This window comes from Pseudomonas sp. R28(2017), from assembly GCF_002112505.1.
Taxonomy (GTDB): Bacteria; Pseudomonadota; Gammaproteobacteria; order Pseudomonadales; family Pseudomonadaceae; genus Aquipseudomonas.
Genome location: NZ_NEHW01000001.1, coordinates 564538 through 581516, shown reverse-complemented (window position 1 = coordinate 581516; position 16979 = coordinate 564538). Strand labels below are relative to the sequence as shown.

Genomic DNA, 16979 nt, shown 5'->3' with positions numbered 1-16979 from the left:
TTCATGACGCGCTACATATTCGTCACGGGCGGTGTTGTTTCTTCATTGGGGAAAGGCATTGCCTCGGCTTCCCTGGCGGCCATCCTGGAAGCGCGGGGCCTGAAGGTCACCATGCTCAAGCTGGATCCGTACATCAACGTCGATCCGGGCACCATGAGCCCGTTCCAGCATGGTGAAGTGTTCGTCACCCACGATGGCGCCGAAACCGACCTCGACCTGGGCCACTACGAGCGGTTCATCCGCACCACCATGACCCAGAACAACAACTTCACCACCGGCCGTATCTACGAGCACGTGCTGCGCAAGGAACGCCGTGGTGACTACCTGGGCGCGACCATCCAGGTCATCCCGCACATCACCGACGAGATCAAGCGCCGCATCATCAAGGGCGCTGGCGATGCCGACGTGGCCCTGGTGGAAATCGGCGGTACCGTGGGTGACATCGAGTCGCAGCCGTTCCTCGAGGCGATTCGCCAGCTGCGTGTCGAAGTGGGCTCCAAGCGCGCCATGCTGATGCACCTGACCCTGGTTCCGTACATCGCCACCGCTGGCGAGACCAAGACCAAGCCGACCCAGCACTCGGTCAAGGAGCTGCGCTCCATCGGCCTGCAGCCTGACGTGCTGATCTGCCGTTCCGACCACCCGGTCGACGCCTCGTCGCGCCGCAAGATCGCGCTGTTCACCAACGTCGAAGAGCGTGCGGTGATTTCGCTGGAAGACGTCGACACCATCTACAAGATCCCAGGCGTGCTGCATGCCCAGGGCCTGGACGACTTCGTCGTCGAGCGCTTCGGCCTGCAGTGCAACAGCGCTGACCTGTCCGAGTGGGACAAGGTGGTCGATGCCAAGCTCAACCCTGAGCAGGAAGTGACCATCGCCATGGTCGGCAAGTACATGGAGCTGCTGGACGCGTACAAGTCGCTGATCGAAGCGATGAGCCACGCCGGCATCACCAACCGTACCAAGGTCAACCTGCGCTACATCGACTCCGAAGACATCGAGAACCAGGGCACCAGCCTGCTCGAAGGCGCCGATGCCATTCTGGTGCCGGGCGGTTTCGGCCTGCGCGGCGTGGAAGGCAAGATCACTGCGGTGCAGTACGCCCGTGAGAACAAGGTTCCGTACCTGGGCATCTGCCTGGGCATGCAGGTGGCCGTGATCGAGTTCGCCCGTAACGTGATGGGCTGGAAAGACGCCAACTCCACCGAGTTCGACCGCAACAGCGGCCACCCGGTAGTCGGCCTGATCACCGAGTGGGCCGATGCCACCGGTGCCGTCGAGACCCGTACCGAAGCGTCCGACCTGGGCGGCACCATGCGCCTGGGCGCGCAGGACTGCCAACTGGCCGCCGGTTCCAAGGTGCATGACTGCTACGGCAAGGACGTGATCACCGAGCGTCACCGTCACCGTTACGAGGTCAACAACAACCTGCTGCCGCAGCTGGTTGACGCTGGCCTGGTGGTTTCCGGTCGTTCCGAGGACGGCGCGCTGGTCGAAGTCGTCGAGTCCAAGGACCACCCATGGTTCGTGGCCTGCCAGTTCCACCCGGAGTTCACCTCCACCCCGCGTGACGGTCACCCGCTGTTCAGCGGCTTCGTCAAGGCGGCCCTGGCCCAGAAGAACAAGGCCTGATTTTTTCAGGTCTTTGATGAGTTTTCCGACGGTTAAAGCCGCGCAAGGCTCATTTCTCGGGTAAAGTACGCCCCGATCTACCCCTGACCGCTCGGTCAGGGGTTGCTTCTGCCAGGCCTGCCTGCTGCGTCCCCGCCTGGTGCAAGGCAAGAATTCCCTAAAGTTGCGTTGTTTTCGTCAATTCTGGAGTGCTTACAACAATGGCAAAAATCGTCGACATCAAAGGTCGTGAAGTTCTCGATTCGCGTGGCAACCCCACCGTGGAAGCCGATGTACTGCTCGACAACGGTATCATCGGCAGCGCTTGCGCGCCGTCCGGTGCTTCCACCGGCTCGCGCGAAGCGCTGGAGCTGCGTGATGGCGACAAGAGCCGTTACCTGGGCAAGGGCGTGCTGAAGGCCGTCGCCAACATCAACGGCCCGATCCGTGACCTGCTGCTGGGCAAGGACCCTGCCGACCAGAAGGCCCTGGACCGCGCCATGATCGAACTGGACGGTACCGAGAACAAGGCCAAGCTGGGCGCCAACGCCATCCTGGCTGTGTCCCTGGCTGCCGCCAAGGCCGCTGCACAGGACCAGGACCTGCCGCTGTACGCGCACATCGCCAACCTGAACGGCACCCCGGGCCAGTACTCGATGCCGGTTCCGATGATGAACATCATCAACGGTGGCGAGCACGCCGACAACAACGTCGACATCCAGGAGTTCATGGTTCAGCCGGTTGGCGCCAAGACCTTCTCCGACGGCCTGCGCATGGGCACCGAGATCTTCCACCACCTCAAAGCCGTGCTGAAGGCCCGTGGCCTGAACACTGCCGTGGGTGACGAGGGTGGTTTCGCCCCGAACCTGGCTTCCAACGAAGACGCCCTGGCTGCCATCGCCGAAGCGGTCGAGAAAGCCGGCTACAAGCTGGGCACCGACGTGACCCTGGCCCTGGACTGCGCGGCTTCCGAATTCTACGAAGACGGCAAGTACAACCTGTCCGGTGAAGGCAAGTCGTTCGACGCCGAAGGGTTCGCCGAGTACCTGAAAGGCCTGACCGAGCGCTTCCCGATCATCTCGATCGAAGACGGCCTGGACGAGTCCGACTGGGCTGGCTGGAAGATCCTGACCGACAAGATCGGTGCCAAGGTACAGCTGGTCGGCGACGACCTGTTCGTGACCAACACCAAGATCCTCAAGGAAGGCATCGAGAAGGGCATCGGTAACTCGATCCTGATCAAGTTCAACCAGATCGGCTCGCTGACCGAAACCCTGGAAGCCATCCAGATGGCCAAGGCTGCCGGCTACACCGCGGTGATCTCGCACCGTTCCGGTGAAACCGAAGATTCGACCATTGCCGACCTGGCCGTGGGTACCGCTGCTGGCCAGATCAAGACTGGCTCGCTGTGCCGCTCCGACCGCGTCTCGAAGTACAACCAGCTGCTGCGCATCGAAGAGCAACTGGGCGCCAAAGCGGTATACCGTGGTCGTGCCGAGTTTCGCGGCTAAGCAAGAGATGGTAAAAAGACAGCAGCCGAGGCTGTCGGAAGTTTCATACTGAAATTTCCGACGCTTCATGCGGGTTTCTGTCAACGAAGCCTGGCCTCGGCCAGGCTTCGTGCTATATGACGCCCGTGTGCGGCGGTCTTTAACCTGGATACCTTGATGCGCAGTCCCTATTGGTTGTTCCTTGTCCTGCTCCTGCTGCTCGGTGGCCTGCAGTACCGCCTTTGGGTGGGTAACGGCAGCCTGGCGCAAGTGGCCGAGCTCAAGCAGCAGATCGACGAACAGCACGCCGAGAACGAACGGCTGCTGGAGCGTAACCGCGTGCTCGATGCCGAGGTGCTGGAGTTGAAGAAGGGTATGGAGACCGTCGAAGAACGGGCTCGTCATGAACTGGGAATGGTCAAAGAGGGCGAAACCCTCTTCCAGCTGCCGCAAAAATGATTGAACCACTACCGGCCTTCTGGGCCGTGATTCCTGCTGCGGGCGTTGGTGCCCGCATGGCTGCCGACCGCCCCAAGCAATATCTGGAGCTGGCCGGGCAGACCATCCTCGAGCACAGCCTCGACTGTTTCCTTGGCCACCCCTCGCTCAAGGGCGTGGTGGTCAGCATTGCCGAAGATGACCCTTACTGGCCTGGCCTGCGTTGCGCCAGCGATCCGCGCATCCAGCGTGCGCCTGGCGGTGACGAGCGTGCCGACTCGGTGCTCAATGCCTTGCTGCTGTTGCATGCCCAGGGGGCGTCGGACAACGACTGGGTACTGGTGCACGATGCGGCGCGGCCGAACCTGGCGCGCAGTGACCTGGACAAGCTGCTGTCGGAACTGGCCGATGACCCGGTAGGCGGGCTGCTGGCAGTGCCGGCGCGCGATACCCTCAAGCGCGCCGATGCCAATGGCCGGGTCGCCGCGACAGTGGACCGCAGTACCATCTGGCAGGCCTATACGCCGCAGATGTTCCGCCTGGGCGCGCTGCATCGGGCCTTGGCCGAGAGTCTGGTTTCCGATGTGCTGGTGACCGACGAGGCGTCGGCCATCGAATGGTCGGGGCAGGCGCCGCGGCTGGTCGAAGGGCGCAGTGACAACATTAAAGTCACCCGGCCGGAAGATCTGGAATGGCTGCGCCAGCGTTGGGCGGGCAGGCGCTGATCTTCGTAGAGCCTGCACATCAACTTTGCCTGTACTCCGGCAACCCCGCCAACCCTTCTTTCAGATAATCCACCAGCCGCCTTACCTTCGGTGACAAATGCCGCTGCTGCGGATACAACGCCCACACCGCCGTATTCGGCGGCTGATGCCCCTCCAGCAATGACACCAGCGCGCCACTGTTCAAGTGTTCGAGCACGTAATAGTCCGGCAACTGGCACAACCCCATCCCCAGCAACGCCGCATCCAGCACCGCCTGGCCGCTGTTGCAGCGCCAGTTACCCTGCACCCGCTGGCTGATCTCGCGGCCTTCCTGCTGCAACGCCCACAGGTCCGAGCTGCCGATCAGGCAATTGTGCCGGGCCAGTTCCGACAGGCTGTGGGGCCGCCCGTAGCGCTCAAGGTAAGCAGGTGAAGCACACAGGTACATGCGCCGTGGCGCAAGCCGCGTGGCCACCAGCCGCGAGTCGGCCAGCCGGCCCAGGCGGATCGCCAGGTCCATGCCTTCGTGCAGGAGGTCGAGGGTACGGTTGCTCAGTTCCACCTCGACCCGCAATTGCGGATACAGCGCCATGAAGCGCGTCACCAGCGGCACGATGAAGCGCTCACCGTAGGCCACCGCACAGGTCATGCGCAGCAGGCCCTTGGGCTCGCTGGCCAGGTCACCCATGGCGCGCAGGGCTTCCTCGCGGCCGTCCTGCAGGCGCTGACAATGCTGCAGGAAGGTCTGCCCGGCTTCACTCAAGGTCACCCGGCGGGTGCTGCGGTACAGCAAGCGAGTCTGCAGGCGCTCTTCCAGGCGGGCGATCTGCCGACTGATGTGCGACGACGATACGCCCAGGCGCTCGGCTGCCGCCGTGAACTGGCCAGACTCGGCCACGGCGACGAATTCGTCGATGCCTTCCCAGCGGCTGCTCATGGATTATCCCTGTGTGGCAATAATGTTTTGGCTTTGGCCGGATTATTCATCAAAAGCGCGTGGATTACACTGCTGGACTGAATCGATCCTCTGTCTGGAGACCCTGTGATGATCAAGTCCCGTGCTGCCGTTGCCTTCGAGGCCAAGAAACCCCTGGAAATCGTCGAAGTCGACGTGGCCATGCCCAAGGCCGGCGAGGTGTTGCTGCGCGTGGTCGCCAGTGGTGTCTGCCATACCGACGCCTACACCTTGTCCGGCGCCGACCCGGAAGGCATCTTCCCGTCGATCCTCGGCCATGAAGGCGGTGCGATCGTCGAAGCCGTGGGCGAGGGCGTGACCTCGGTGGCGGTGGGTGACCACGTGATCCCGCTGTACACCCCTGAATGCGGCAAGTGCAAGTTCTGCCTCTCGGGCAAGACCAACCTGTGCCAGGCCATCCGCGCCACCCAAGGCAAGGGCCTGATGCCGGACGGCACCACCCGCTTCTCGTACAAGGGCCAGCAGCTGTTCCACTACATGGGCACCTCGACCTTCTCCGAGTACACCGTGCTGCCGGAAATCTCCGTGGCCAAGATCCAGAAAGAAGCACCGCTGGAGAAGGTCTGCCTGCTCGGTTGCGGCGTCACCACCGGTATCGGTGCGGTGCTCAACACCGCCAAGGTCAAGCCGGGTGACACCGTGGCCATCTTCGGCCTCGGCGGCATCGGCCTGTCGGCCGTGATCGGTGCGGTCAAGGCCAAGGCCGCGCGCATCATCGCCATCGACATCAACCCGGCCAAGTTCGAGATCGCCCGCCAGCTGGGTGCCACCGACTGCATCAACCCGAAAGACTACGACCGCCCGATCCAGGAAGTGATCGTCGACCTCACCGACGGTGGCGTGGACTTCTCCTTTGAATGCATCGGCAACGTGCAACTGATGCGCGCGGCCCTGGAATGCTGCCACAAGGGCTGGGGCGAGTCGGTGATCATCGGTGTTGCCGGTGCCGGCCAGGAAATCGCCACCCGTCCGTTCCAGCTGGTAACCGGCCGCGTCTGGCGCGGTTCGGCATTCGGCGGCGTGCGTGGCCGCAGCGAGCTGCCAAGCTACGTGGACATGGCCGAGAAGGGCGAGATCCCGCTGGATACCTTCATCACCCACACCATGGGCCTGGAGGACATCAACAAGGCCTTCGACCTGATGCACGAAGGCAAGAGCATTCGCAGCGTGATCCACTTCTGAGGTCAGCCATGAGCCTGGATAACATCTCCTGCCAGAAGAGCTTCGGCGGCTGGCACAAGCGTTACCGGCATCACTCCAAGGTGCTGGGCTGCGACATGGTGTTCGCTGTCTACCTGCCACCGCAGGCCGAGCAGGGTGAGAAGCTGCCGGTGCTGTACTGGCTCAGCGGCCTCACCTGCACCGACGAGAACTTCATGCAGAAGGCGGGTGCCCAGCGCCTGGCCGCCGAGCTCGGGCTGATCATCGTCGCCCCAGACACCAGCCCGCGTGGCGAGCAGGTGCCGGGCGACCCTGACGGCGCCTGGGACTTCGGCCTTGGCGCCGGGTTCTACCTCAACGCCACCCAGCAACCCTGGGCGCAGCACTACCGCATGCACGACTATGTGGTGCAGGAGCTGCCGGCACTGATCGAGGCGCACTTCCCGGCGTCCGACCAGCGCAGCATCAGCGGCCACTCCATGGGCGGCCACGGTGCGCTGGTGTGCGCCTTGCGCAACCCGGGGCGCTACCGCTCGGTGTCGTCGTTTTCGCCGATCAGCAACCCGATGGATTGCCCGTGGGGCGAGAAGGCCTTCAGCCGCTACCTGGGTGAAGACCGTGCGCGCTGGCGTGAGTGGGATGCCAGTGTGCTGCTGGCGGAAACGCCTGCCGGCGCGTGCCCGCCGCTGCTGGTGGACCAGGGTGATCGTGATGACTTCCTCGAGAAGCAGCTCAAGCCGCAAGCGCTGGAGCAGGCCGCACGCAAAGGCGGGCATGAACTGACCCTGCGCCTGCAGCCCGGCTATGACCACAGCTATTACTTCATCGCCAGCTTCATCGATGAGCACCTGCGCCACCATGCGATGGCGCTGGGGCGGGTGTAACAGCCTGGTCCAAAAGCCGCCCAACCACCTGCAAAGCAGGTAGAATCACGCCCTGACTCAATCAGGGCGTTTTTCTATGCGTATTGGCCACGGCTACGATGTGCACCGTTTCTGCGACGGTGATTTCATTACCCTGGGTGGGGTGCGTATCCCCCACAAATACGGCCTCCTGGCCCATTCCGACGGTGACGTGCTGCTGCACGCCCTGAGCGATGCCTTGCTCGGCGCTGCGGCGCTGGGGGACATCGGCAAGCATTTCCCCGACACCGACCCGCAGTTCAAGGGCGCCGACAGCCGCGTGCTGCTGCGTCACGTGGTCGCTATCGTCAAGGCCAAGGGCTGGCAGGTCGGCAATGTCGACGCCACCATCGTTGCCCAGGCGCCGAAAATGGCCCCGCATATCGAAACCATGCGCCAGCTGATTGCCGAAGACCTGCAGGTCCAACTCGACCAGGTCAACGTCAAGGCCACCACCACCGAAAAGCTCGGCTTCACCGGCCGCGAGGAGGGCATCGCCGTGCATGCGGTTGCCCTGCTGCTGCCAGCATGACCGAACTGGACCTGCTGGGCCCGCGCGCGTCGGGTGAATCGTTGGGCAGCGCAGTGCTCAAGGCCGTGGCTGAAGACTTCCAGGTCGACGAGGTGCTGGACATTCCGTTGTCCGGCCAGGGCGAGCACCTGTGGCTGTGGGTCGAGAAGCGTGACCTGAACACCGAAGAAGCCGCCCGCCGTCTGGCCCGTGCCGCCGGTGTGCCGGTGCGCGCCATCAGTTATGCCGGCCTCAAGGACCGCCAGGCCCTGACCCGCCAGTGGTTCAGCCTGCACCTGCCAGGCAAGGCCGACCCTGACCTGTCGCGTGCCGAAGACGACACGCTGCGTGTGCTGAAGCAGGTGCGCCACCAGCGCAAGCTGCAGCGCGGCGCCCATTCGGCGAACGGCTTCACCCTGCGCCTGACTGCCCTGGCGGCTGACCGCCAGGCCCTCGATGCACGCCTGGAGCAACTCAAGCAGCAGGGCGTGCCGAACTACTTCGGCAGCCAGCGTTTCGGCCACGCGGGTGGCAACGTTCACGACGCTCAGGACTGGGCCGCGCGCAAGGCCCTGCCGGAACAGCGCAATGTGCGTTCGCGCCTGCTCTCGGCGGCGCGCAGCTATGTGTTCAACCAGGTGCTGGCGGCGCGTGTCGCCGATGGCAGCTGGCAGCGCGCTCAGGTCGGGGACCTGCTGGCGTTCACCGATAGCCGTAGTTTCTTTCCAGCGGGCGAGCAGGAATGTTCTGATCCGCGCCTGGGAATTCTTGACCTGCATCCCACCGGCCCGATGTGGGGTGAAGGCCCTTCGCCCGCAGCTGGCGCGACCTGCGCGCTGGAGACGGCGATCGGCGAGCGCCACCTGGCACTTTGCCAATGGCTTGCGTATGCGGGCATGAGTCACGAACGGCGCATCCTGCGGCTCCCTATTGGCGGCCTTACGTGGCATTATCCCGAGCCTGATATCCTGCAACTGGAATTCGTCCTTCCGGCCGGATGCTTCGCCACCGTGGTGGTGCGCGAACTCGTCGATCTGGTGCCGGCAGGGCAGACGGACAGCCCATGCGTATTCTGATTTCGAATGACGACGGTGTTACGGCACCGGGCCTCGCCGCGCTACACGGTGCGCTGGCGGATTATGCCGAGTGCGTGGTGATCGCCCCGGACCAAGACAAGAGCGGCGCCGGCAGTTCGCTGACGCTGGACCGGCCGCTGCACCCGCAGACCCTGGCCAACGGCTTCATCAGCCTCAATGGCACGCCTACCGATTGCGTGCACCTGGGGCTCAACGGCCTGTTGCCGGAGCCGGTGGACCTGGTCGTCTCAGGCATCAACCTGGGGGCCAACCTGGGTGATGACGTGATCTATTCCGGCACGGTCGCCGCCGCGCTGGAGGGCCGCTTCCTGGGCGGCACCTCGCTGGCGTTCTCGCTGCTGTCGCGGCTGCCCGACAACCTGCCCACCGCCGCCCACATCGCGCGCCGGCTGGTGGAGGCGCTGCCGCGCCTGCAACTGCCACCGCGGACCGTGCTCAACGTCAATATCCCCAATCTGCCGCTGGAGCACATCCGTGGCATCCAGCTTACCCGCCTCGGTCACCGGGCGCGGGCGGCGGCGCCGACCAAGGTGGTCAACCCGCGGGGCAAGGAAGGCTACTGGATCGCCGTGGCCGGTGATGCCGAGGATGGCGGGCCGGGCACCGATTTCCATGCCGTCATGCAAGGCTACGTGTCGATCACCCCGTTGCAGCTGGACCGTACGTTCAACGATGCCTTCGAACAGCTCGACGGCTGGCTGGAGGGCCTGCTCTGATGCGTGAACAGGACGATCTGCAGCGCCGTGGCGGTATCGGCATGACCTCGCAGCGGACCCGCGAGCGGCTGATCCAGCGCCTCTACGAGGAAGGCGTGTCGAACGCCAAGGTGCTGGACGTGATTCGCCGTACCCCGCGCCACCTGTTCGTCGACGAGGCACTGGCGCACCGCGCTTACGAAGACACGGCGCTGCCGATCGGGCACAACCAGACCATCTCCCAGCCGTTCATGGTGGCGCACATGAGCGAGCTGCTGCTGGAGGCGGGGCCGCTGGACAAGGTGCTGGAGATCGGCACCGGTTCCGGCTACCAGACTGCCATCCTGGCCCAGCTGGTCGAGCGGGTGTTCTCGGTGGAGCGGATCAAGGTGCTGCAGGACCGGGCCAAGGAACGCCTGGTCGAGCTCAACCTGCGCAATGTGGTGTTCCGCTGGGGTGACGGCTGTGATGGCTGGCAGGCGCTGGCGCCGTACAACGGCATAATCGTCACGGCGGTGGCACCTGAAGTGCCGCAGGCGCTGCTTGACCAGCTGGCGCCTGGAGGGCGGATGGTAATTCCGGTCGGCCCGGCCGGCGAGGTGCAACAGCTGATGCTGATCGTGCGCGAAGAGCACGGCTTCTCCCGTCGCGTACTGGGGGCAGTGCGTTTTGTGCCGTTGCTCAACGGTCCGCTGGCCTGAGCCGCCAGGAATATTTGCAGCAGCAACGAATTCTTGCGGCATGGCCCTGTCTATCTGGCGGGGCCTGGGCCCTGCCAATGCCACCTGGCTTGGTTATAATTGTAACAATATTGCATTTCATATCGTATTATCGATTTTCGGCACCATGAGGGGAGCGCGGGTGGGGCACACAGTCATTCGGCAGCGCAAGGATCGGTCGGGTTTCAAGCTTCTGGTGATTGCACTGGCCATGGGCACCCTGCTGTCAGGTTGCTCCAGCACAGGCTCCAGCGGTGCGCGCGTGGTCGACCGCAACACGGCTGCACCCAAGCGACCTGCAGTGACCTCCGGGCAGTACATCGTCAAGCCTGGCGATACGCTGTTCTCCATCGCATTCCGCTACGGTTGGGACTACAAGGAACTGGCCGCGCGCAACGGCATTGCCGCCCCGTACACCATCCGCCCGGGCCAGGCGATTCGCTTCAACAGCGGGTCCACCAGCAGCACCACCGTGGTCTCCAGCCCGTCCTCTTCCAGCAAGACAACGGTCATTCGTCGCCCTGCTGGATCGCCTATCACGCCCCCTGCAAACGGCGGAAAATCGACGCCAACAACGCCCGCCACGCCTGCCCCGGTGGTTACCACGGTGCCCGCCGCAGAGCGGGCGGTGGGCAGCTGGACGTGGCCAGCCAACGGCGTGCTGATTGGTAAATTTGCTTCAAACGGTAGTTTGAATAAAGGCATTGATATCGCCGGTGATTTGGGACAGCCTGTTTTTGCTGCGTCTGATGGTGCAGTGGTCTACGCCGGGAGTGGCTTGAGGGGCTACGGCGAACTGATCATCATCAAGCACAGCGATACCTACGTCAGTGCCTACGGTCACAACCGCAGGCTGTTGGTTCGGGAGGGGCAGCAGGTCAAGGCAGGGCAGTCGATTGCTGAAATGGGGTCCACGGGCACTGATCGGGTGAAGCTGCATTTCGAGATTCGCCGCCAGGGCAAACCCGTCGATCCGCTCCAGTTCCTGCCACGTCGTTGATCGTTGTACCCGGCCTGTTCCTGTGATGTAGAGGGGACAGGCTCCTGCGTTGCCAGGGAGACAGGCGCCGCATGAGTCTGAGTTCGAACTCAGCAAAGGACTATAACAATGGCTCTCAGTAAAGAAGCGCCGGAGTTTGACATCGACGATGACGTCCTCCTCATGGAGACGGGCATCGTTTTGGAAACGGATGTGGTGTCAGACGAACCTGCTGTACCTTCGGTTCGGACCAGGGCCAAATCAGGCTCTTCGCTCAAGCAGCACAAGTACATCGATTACAGCCGGGCGCTCGATGCCACCCAGCTGTATCTCAACGAGATCGGATTCTCGCCTCTGCTTTCGCCGGAAGAGGAAGTTCACTTTGCGCGCCTGTCGCAAAAGGGTGACCCTGCCGGCCGCAAACGCATGATCGAAAGCAACCTGCGCCTGGTTGTGAAAATCGCCCGTCGTTACGTCAACCGTGGCCTGTCGCTGCTCGACCTGATCGAGGAGGGCAACCTGGGGTTGATCCGCGCGGTGGAAAAGTTCGACCCGGAGCGCGGTTTCCGCTTCTCGACCTACGCGACCTGGTGGATTCGCCAGACCATCGAGCGGGCGATCATGAACCAGACCCGCACCATTCGCCTGCCTATCCACGTGGTCAAGGAACTCAACGTCTACCTGCGCGCCGCGCGGGAACTGACCCAGAAGCTGGACCACGAGCCGTCGCCGGAAGAAATCGCCACGCTGCTGGAAAAACCGGTCGCCGAGGTCAAGCGCATGCTGGGCTTGAACGAGCGCGTGTCTTCGGTGGACGTCTCGCTCGGCCCGGACTCGGACAAGACCCTGCTCGACACCCTGACCGACGATCGCCCGACCGATCCATGCGAACTGCTGCAGGACGATGACCTGTCGCAGAGCATCGATCAGTGGCTGGGTGAGCTGACCGACAAGCAGCGTGAGGTGGTGGTACGCCGCTTCGGCCTGCGTGGGCACGAAAGCAGCACCCTGGAAGATGTTGGCCTGGAGATCGGCCTGACCCGCGAACGCGTGCGGCAGATCCAGGTGGAGGGGCTCAAGCGCCTGCGCGAGATCCTCGAGAAGAACGGGCTGTCCAGCGAGTCACTGTTCCAGTAAGCCAGGCTTTACCGTATCCAAAGCGCCCCGATGACCTCGGGGCGTTTTGTTTTTGGGACTTCGCTAATTCTGTACCGGCCTCTTCGCGGGCAAGTCGGGGCGCCGAACCGCCGCTCCCACATGATCATCACAGGCCTGAGGTCTGCGCCCTCTCTGTGGGAGCGGGCTTGCCCGCGAAGAGGCCGGTAGAGACGGCATCAATCTGGGACCGAGCAATGTGTACGGCGCTACCGCTGATGCATGGCGTGTAAGCCTTTGCTTACTCTTTATGTAAGCCATCTGTGTAACTAGCAGTAAATCAAAGTCGTTTTCAGATCTGGTTTATTCGTAAATATATGAAATTTAAGGGATTTTAGGCTGTGTGGAAATGTGTCCCCAGCAACATCCTGAGAGATCTCCCAGTTGCCTGGCTCAGGGAACTCGCTAGTATTCGAACTGTGCACACGGACATGCACAGGCTTTCAGGGAGAAGGCCAAGGACATCGCAAGAAGCGATTTCATCAGGACGATGTTTGGGACAAGCAGGGACTACGGAAAAAATGTGGGCGGGTCAAACCGCCCCTTTTTTTTGCCTGCCGAAAGTGAAAAAAGGCCCGTTGCGGGCCTTTTTCGTGTCCGGGCGCTTAGCGCTCCAGGTCGGCGATCTTGCCGGTCTTGCCGTCCCACTCTTCAGCGTCGGGCAGGGCGTCCTTACGCTCGGTGATGTTTGGCCAGATTTCCGCCAGCTCGGCGTTGAGCTCGATGAAGTTCTCCATGCCAGCAGGGATCTCGTCTTCCGAGAAAATCGCCTGGGCCGGGCACTCTGGCTCGCACAGTGCACAGTCGATGCACTCGTCCGGGTGAATCACCAGGAAGTTCGGGCCTTCGTAGAAGCAGTCCACCGGACAGACTTCCACGCAGTCGGTGTATTTGCATTTGATGCAGTTGTCGGTGACGACGAAGGTCATTTCTAGTTCTCTCCTCAGGCGACGGCGGCGGCCCTTCCTCTCAGGGCCGCGCGGTTTACGGGCATGTGGCTGCAGGCCAGGCTAATAACCTGCAGCACCAGCAAACCGCGGCGGATTCTACCAGCTTGTAGTGGGCGCCGTTATAACAGGTTCTTTAGTTGATATAGCATTTCGATAGCTTGACGCGGGGTCATGTCATCCAGGTCCAGCTTGCCCAGCTTCTCGATGGCCGGGTGTGGCAGGCTGGCGAACAGGTCGCTCTGGTGCGGGACGTGCGGCTCGTCCTTGGCTTTTTTCGTGACCGGTGCTTCATGGGGCAGGCTGGTGGTTTCCAGCCGGCCCAGGTGCTCGCGTGCGCGCAGAATCACTGGCGCCGGCACGCCCGCCAGCTGTGCCACGGCCAGGCCGTAGCTCTGGCTGGCCGGCCCAGGCAGCACGTGGTGCAGGAAGACGATACGTTCGTTGTGCTCGGTGGCGTTCAGGTGCACGTTGGCCACCAGTGGTTCACTCTCCGGCAGCACGGTCAGCTCGAAGTAGTGGGTGGCGAACAGGGTGTAGGCACGCAGCTGGGCCAGGCGCTCGGCTGCGGCCCAGGCCAGCGACAGGCCGTCGAAGGTGCTGGTGCCGCGGCCGACTTCGTCCATCAGCACCAGGCTGCGGTCGGTGGCGTTGTGCAGGATATTGGCGGTTTCGCTCATCTCGACCATGAAGGTCGAACGCCCACCGGCCAGGTCGTCGCTGGAGCCGATACGGGTGAAGATGCGGTCGACCAGCGACAGCTCGCAGCTGGCTGCCGGCACGAAGCTGCCGATGTGCGCCATCAGCACGATCAGGGCGGTCTGGCGCATGTAGGTGGACTTACCGCCCATGTTCGGGCCGGTGATGATCAGCATGCGCGTACTGTCGTCCAGGCCGAGGTCGTTGGCCACGAACGGCGTGGTCAGCACCTGCTCGACCACCGGGTGGCGGCCCTGCTCGATGCGCAGGCACGGCTCGTCGGTGAAGCGCGGGCAGTTCAGGTCGAGGTTCAGTGCACGCTCGGCCAGGTTGCTCAGCACGTCGATCTCGGCCAGGGCGGCGGCGCTGTCCTGCAGCGGAGCCAGGTGGCTGATCAGGGTTTCCAGCAACGCGTCGTAGAGCATCTTCTCGCGCGCCAGGGCGCGGCTCTTGGCCGACAGCGCCTTGTCCTCGAAGGCCTTGAGCTCGGGCGTGATGAAACGCTCGGCGCCCTTGAGGGTCTGGCGGCGGATGTAGTCGCCCGGTGCCTGCTCGGCCTGCTTGGTCGGCAGCTCGATGAAGTAGCCGTGCACACGGTTGTAGCCGACCTTGAGGTTGGCAAGGCCGGTGCGGGCCTTCTCGCGGGTTTCGAGGTCGATGAGGAACTGGCCGGCGTTCTCGCTGATTGCCAGCAGCTCGTCCAGCTCGCTGTCGTAGCCGGCCTTGAGCACACCGCCATCGCGGATCACCGCTGGCGGGTTGTCGATGATTGCACGCTCCAGCAGGCTGGCCAGCTCCGGGTAGGTCCCGGTGATGGCAGCCAGGCGCGCCAGGTGCGCAGCTTCCAGTTCGCTCATGGCGTTCTGCAGCTCGGGCAGGGCGCCGAGGGCATCACGCAGGCGCGCCAAGTCACGCGGGCGGGCATTGCGCAGGCCGATACGGGCGAGGATGCGCTCGATATCGCCGATTTCCTTGAGCTGCGGCTGCAGCTTTTCGAAGCGGTAGCCGTCCAGCAGGCAGCGGATCGAGTCCTGGCGCGCCTGCAGCACCTTGAGGTCGCGCAGCGGGCGGTTCAGCCAGCGGGTCAGCAGGCGGCTGGCCATGGCGGTCTGGCAGCGGTCGATCACCGATTGCAGGGTATTGTCGCGCCCGCCGGCCAGGTTGACGTCCAGTTCCAGGTTGCGGCGGCTGGCGCCGTCCAGAATGACCGTGTCGTCCAGGCGCTCGTGGCGCAGGCTGCGCAGGTGCGGCAGGGCCGTACGCTGGGTTTCCTTGGCGTAGGTCAGCAGGCAGCCGGCGGCGCCGATGGCCAGGGTCAGCTTGTCACAGCCAAAGCCTTTCAGGTCCTTGGTCGCGAACTGCTGGCACAGGGCCTTGCGCGCCGAATCGCGGTCGAAGTCCCACGGTGCCCGGCGACGGGCGCCCGGGCGCTTTTCCGCGGGCAGGTCGCGCGGCCAGTCATCGGGGATCAGCAGCTCAACCGGGTTCAGGCGTTCGAGCTCGGCCAGCAGGTTTTCCCAGCCCTTGATCTCCTGCACGCTGAAGTTGCCACTGGTGATGTCCAGCACCGCCAGGCCGAACAGGCGTTCGTCACCGAGCAGCGCGGCGATCAGGTTGTCGCGGCGTTCGTCGAGCAGCGCCTCGTCACTGACCGTGCCGGGGGTGATGATGCGCACCACCTGGCGTTCCACCGGGCCCTTGCTGGTGGCCGGGTCGCCGATCTGCTCGCAGATCACCACCGACTCGCCAAGCTTGACCAGCTTGGCCAGGTAGCCCTCCAGCGAATGGAACGGAATGCCGCACATGGGGATCGACTGGCCGGCCGACTGACCGCGCGCGGTCAGGGTGATGTCCAGCAGTTTTGCGGCCTTCTTCGCATCTTCGTAGAAGATCTCGTAGAAGTCGCCCATGCGGTAGAACATCAGCTGGTCCGGGTGCTGGTTTTTCAGCTTCCAGTACTGCTGCATCATTGGTGTGTGTGCGGAAAGATCAGACATTCAGGGCCTTACAGCGGGTGATCTGGTTGGCGATTGTGAAACCGGCAATGGTACAGGCTTTTTCAAGCAGATGCAGGCGCGGGCCATGGGGCATGCGCGCGCAGCCAGGTGCATTGCATTTGCCGGCGCATGGCTGCATTATGCACGCTATGCAAAAACGCAACGTAGCCACCGTACTCAGAGAACTGCTCGACCGCCACGGCCTGTCCCCGACGGAGCTGTACCGGCGCACGGGCGTCCCTCAATCCACCTTGTCGCGGATTCTCGGCGGCAAGATCGTCGACCCTTCTGACAAACACGTGTCGAAAATCGCCGACTACTTCGGCGTGAGCACCGAGCAATTGCGCGGTCGCGCCGAGCTGGGCGAGTCGCGCGAAGCGGCGCTGCCGGCCCACGGCCACGCGGACCTCAGCGACATCAGCCTGTGGGACGATGAAACCCCTGTCGAGGATGACGAGGTGTCGGTACCTTTCCTTCGTGAGGTCGAATTGGCAGCAGGATCAGGAAGATTCGTCATCGAGGAAAGCGAGCGTGCGCGGCTGCGTTTCGGCAAGCGCAGCTTGCGGCACAATGGCGTGCAGTTCGACCAGGCCAAGTGTGTGACCGTGCGTGGCAACAGCATGCTGCCGGTGTTGCGCGATGGTGCGACGGTGGGCGTGAACACCGGCAAATGCTCGATCGGCGACATCATCGATGGTGACCTCTACGCCATCAACCATAACGGCCAGCTGCGGGTGAAGCAGGTCTATCGCCTGCCTACCGGTATTCGCCTGCGCAGTTTCAACCGCGATGAACACCCCGACGAGGACTACAGCTTCCAGCAGATGCAGGACGAGCAGATCAGCCTGCTCGGGCATGTGTTCTGGTGGGGCATGTACGCGCGCTGACGGCCCTCGAT

General features: G+C 63.4%; 16 protein-coding genes. 13 read left to right on the top strand and 3 right to left on the bottom strand.

All coding sequences use genetic code 11. The annotated features are described in order from the left end of the window. Positions 1–3: 3 nt before the first annotated feature. The 4 genes from CAF78_RS02745 (at position 4) to ispD (ending at position 4264) form a co-directional block, all read left to right on the top strand. Positions 4–1632, top strand: a complete 1629-nt coding sequence (locus CAF78_RS02745) for a CTP synthase (protein WP_050704421.1) — start codon at positions 4–6, stop codon at positions 1630–1632. A gap of 200 nt (positions 1633–1832) precedes the next feature. Further along, a complete protein-coding gene (gene eno / locus CAF78_RS02740; RefSeq protein WP_085675619.1) occupies positions 1833–3122 on the top strand; it encodes a phosphopyruvate hydratase in 1290 nt (429 codons plus the stop codon). Positions 3123–3278: 156 nt separating this feature from the next. Beyond that, positions 3279–3560: a cell division protein FtsB gene (gene ftsB / locus CAF78_RS02735; protein ID WP_023534037.1), complete on the top strand. Its 282-nt coding sequence runs from the start codon at positions 3279–3281 to the stop codon at positions 3558–3560. Next, positions 3557–4264, top strand: coding sequence for a 2-C-methyl-D-erythritol 4-phosphate cytidylyltransferase (ispD, locus tag CAF78_RS02730; RefSeq protein WP_085675620.1), 708 nt, complete (start codon positions 3557–3559; stop codon positions 4262–4264). The genes ftsB and ispD overlap by 4 nt, the downstream gene beginning before the upstream one ends. 19 nt (positions 4265–4283) lie before the next feature. Here ispD and CAF78_RS02725 read toward each other — a convergent pair whose 3' ends face one another. Then, entirely contained in the window at positions 4284–5180 is an 897-nt protein-coding gene (locus tag CAF78_RS02725; protein ID WP_085675621.1) for a LysR substrate-binding domain-containing protein, read from the bottom strand. A 108-nt stretch (positions 5181–5288) separates the two neighbouring features. On the opposite strand from CAF78_RS02725, the gene CAF78_RS02720 reads away from it, so the two are divergent. The 8 genes from CAF78_RS02720 (at position 5289) to rpoS (ending at position 12420) form a co-directional block, all read left to right on the top strand. After that, the gene (locus CAF78_RS02720; RefSeq protein ID WP_085675622.1) at positions 5289–6401 is read left to right on the top strand and encodes an S-(hydroxymethyl)glutathione dehydrogenase/class III alcohol dehydrogenase; all 1113 of its coding nucleotides are present in this window, start codon (positions 5289–5291) and stop codon (positions 6399–6401) included. An 8-nt stretch (positions 6402–6409) separates the two neighbouring features. Further along, the gene (fghA, locus tag CAF78_RS02715) at positions 6410–7264 is read left to right on the top strand and encodes an S-formylglutathione hydrolase (RefSeq protein ID WP_085675623.1); all 855 of its coding nucleotides are present in this window, start codon (positions 6410–6412) and stop codon (positions 7262–7264) included. Between the two features lie 76 nt (positions 7265–7340). Beyond that, entirely contained in the window at positions 7341–7814 is a 474-nt protein-coding gene (gene ispF, locus CAF78_RS02710) for a 2-C-methyl-D-erythritol 2,4-cyclodiphosphate synthase (RefSeq protein ID WP_085675624.1), read from the top strand. Continuing rightward, positions 7811–8869 (top strand): tRNA pseudouridine(13) synthase TruD, encoded by a 1059-nt coding sequence (truD, locus tag CAF78_RS02705; protein WP_085675625.1) that lies wholly within the window; start codon positions 7811–7813, stop codon positions 8867–8869. The genes ispF and truD overlap by 4 nt, the downstream gene beginning before the upstream one ends. Next, complete coding sequence (surE, locus tag CAF78_RS02700; RefSeq protein WP_060510080.1) at positions 8857–9606, top strand: 5'/3'-nucleotidase SurE; 750 nt, start codon at positions 8857–8859, stop codon at positions 9604–9606. Before truD ends, surE begins: the two co-directional genes overlap by 13 nt. A gap of 41 nt (positions 9607–9647) precedes the next feature. Then, positions 9648–10286 carry a protein-L-isoaspartate(D-aspartate) O-methyltransferase gene (locus tag CAF78_RS02695; RefSeq protein ID WP_177326721.1) on the top strand — a complete coding sequence of 213 codons (639 nt, stop codon included), beginning with the start codon at positions 9648–9650 and terminating at the stop codon, positions 10284–10286. 160 nt (positions 10287–10446) lie between these two features. Beyond that, positions 10447–11304, top strand: a complete 858-nt coding sequence (locus tag CAF78_RS02690) for a peptidoglycan DD-metalloendopeptidase family protein (RefSeq protein ID WP_085675907.1) — start codon at positions 10447–10449, stop codon at positions 11302–11304. Between the two features lie 108 nt (positions 11305–11412). Beyond that, entirely contained in the window at positions 11413–12420 is a 1008-nt protein-coding gene (rpoS, locus tag CAF78_RS02685; RefSeq protein WP_016392283.1) for an RNA polymerase sigma factor RpoS, read from the top strand. 623 nt (positions 12421–13043) lie between these two features. Here the strand turns inward: rpoS and fdxA are convergent. Next, complete coding sequence (fdxA, locus tag CAF78_RS02680) at positions 13044–13367, bottom strand: ferredoxin FdxA (protein WP_051097441.1); 324 nt, start codon at positions 13365–13367, stop codon at positions 13044–13046. Between the two features lie 140 nt (positions 13368–13507). Next, the gene (gene mutS, locus CAF78_RS02675) at positions 13508–16081 is read right to left on the bottom strand and encodes a DNA mismatch repair protein MutS (protein WP_085675626.1); all 2574 of its coding nucleotides are present in this window, start codon (positions 16079–16081) and stop codon (positions 13508–13510) included. 149 nt (positions 16082–16230) lie between these two features. Between mutS and CAF78_RS02670 the strand changes: the two genes are divergently transcribed. Further along, on the top strand, positions 16231–16968 hold the full coding sequence (locus CAF78_RS02670; RefSeq protein ID WP_085675908.1) for a S24 family peptidase: 738 nt from the start codon (positions 16231–16233) through the stop codon (positions 16966–16968). Positions 16969–16979 lie beyond the last annotated feature (11 nt).

What these genes read in the sequence shown, in the direction of transcription:
- ispF (WP_085675624.1), top strand. Translation starts at nt 7,341, where the DNA reads ATGCGTATTGGCCACGGCTACGATGTGCACCGTTTCTGCGACGGTGAT.
- CAF78_RS02745 (WP_050704421.1), top strand. Translation starts at nt 4, where the DNA reads ATGACGCGCTACATATTCGTCACGGGCGGTGTTGTTTCTTCATTGGGG.
- CAF78_RS02670 (WP_085675908.1), top strand. Translation starts at nt 16,231, where the DNA reads ATGCAAAAACGCAACGTAGCCACCGTACTCAGAGAACTGCTCGACCGC.
- eno (WP_085675619.1), top strand. Translation starts at nt 1,833, where the DNA reads ATGGCAAAAATCGTCGACATCAAAGGTCGTGAAGTTCTCGATTCGCGT.
- fdxA (WP_051097441.1), bottom strand. Translation starts at nt 13,367, where the DNA reads ATGACCTTCGTCGTCACCGACAACTGCATCAAATGCAAATACACCGAC.
- truD (WP_085675625.1), top strand. Translation starts at nt 7,811, where the DNA reads ATGACCGAACTGGACCTGCTGGGCCCGCGCGCGTCGGGTGAATCGTTG.
- CAF78_RS02720 (WP_085675622.1), top strand. Translation starts at nt 5,289, where the DNA reads ATGATCAAGTCCCGTGCTGCCGTTGCCTTCGAGGCCAAGAAACCCCTG.
- mutS (WP_085675626.1), bottom strand. Translation starts at nt 16,081, where the DNA reads ATGTCTGATCTTTCCGCACACACACCAATGATGCAGCAGTACTGGAAG.
- surE (WP_060510080.1), top strand. Translation starts at nt 8,857, where the DNA reads ATGCGTATTCTGATTTCGAATGACGACGGTGTTACGGCACCGGGCCTC.
- fghA (WP_085675623.1), top strand. Translation starts at nt 6,410, where the DNA reads ATGAGCCTGGATAACATCTCCTGCCAGAAGAGCTTCGGCGGCTGGCAC.
- CAF78_RS02725 (WP_085675621.1), bottom strand. Translation starts at nt 5,180, where the DNA reads ATGAGCAGCCGCTGGGAAGGCATCGACGAATTCGTCGCCGTGGCCGAG.
- rpoS (WP_016392283.1), top strand. Translation starts at nt 11,413, where the DNA reads ATGGCTCTCAGTAAAGAAGCGCCGGAGTTTGACATCGACGATGACGTC.
- CAF78_RS02695 (WP_177326721.1), top strand. Translation starts at nt 9,648, where the DNA reads ATGACCTCGCAGCGGACCCGCGAGCGGCTGATCCAGCGCCTCTACGAG.
- ftsB (WP_023534037.1), top strand. Translation starts at nt 3,279, where the DNA reads ATGCGCAGTCCCTATTGGTTGTTCCTTGTCCTGCTCCTGCTGCTCGGT.
- ispD (WP_085675620.1), top strand. Translation starts at nt 3,557, where the DNA reads ATGATTGAACCACTACCGGCCTTCTGGGCCGTGATTCCTGCTGCGGGC.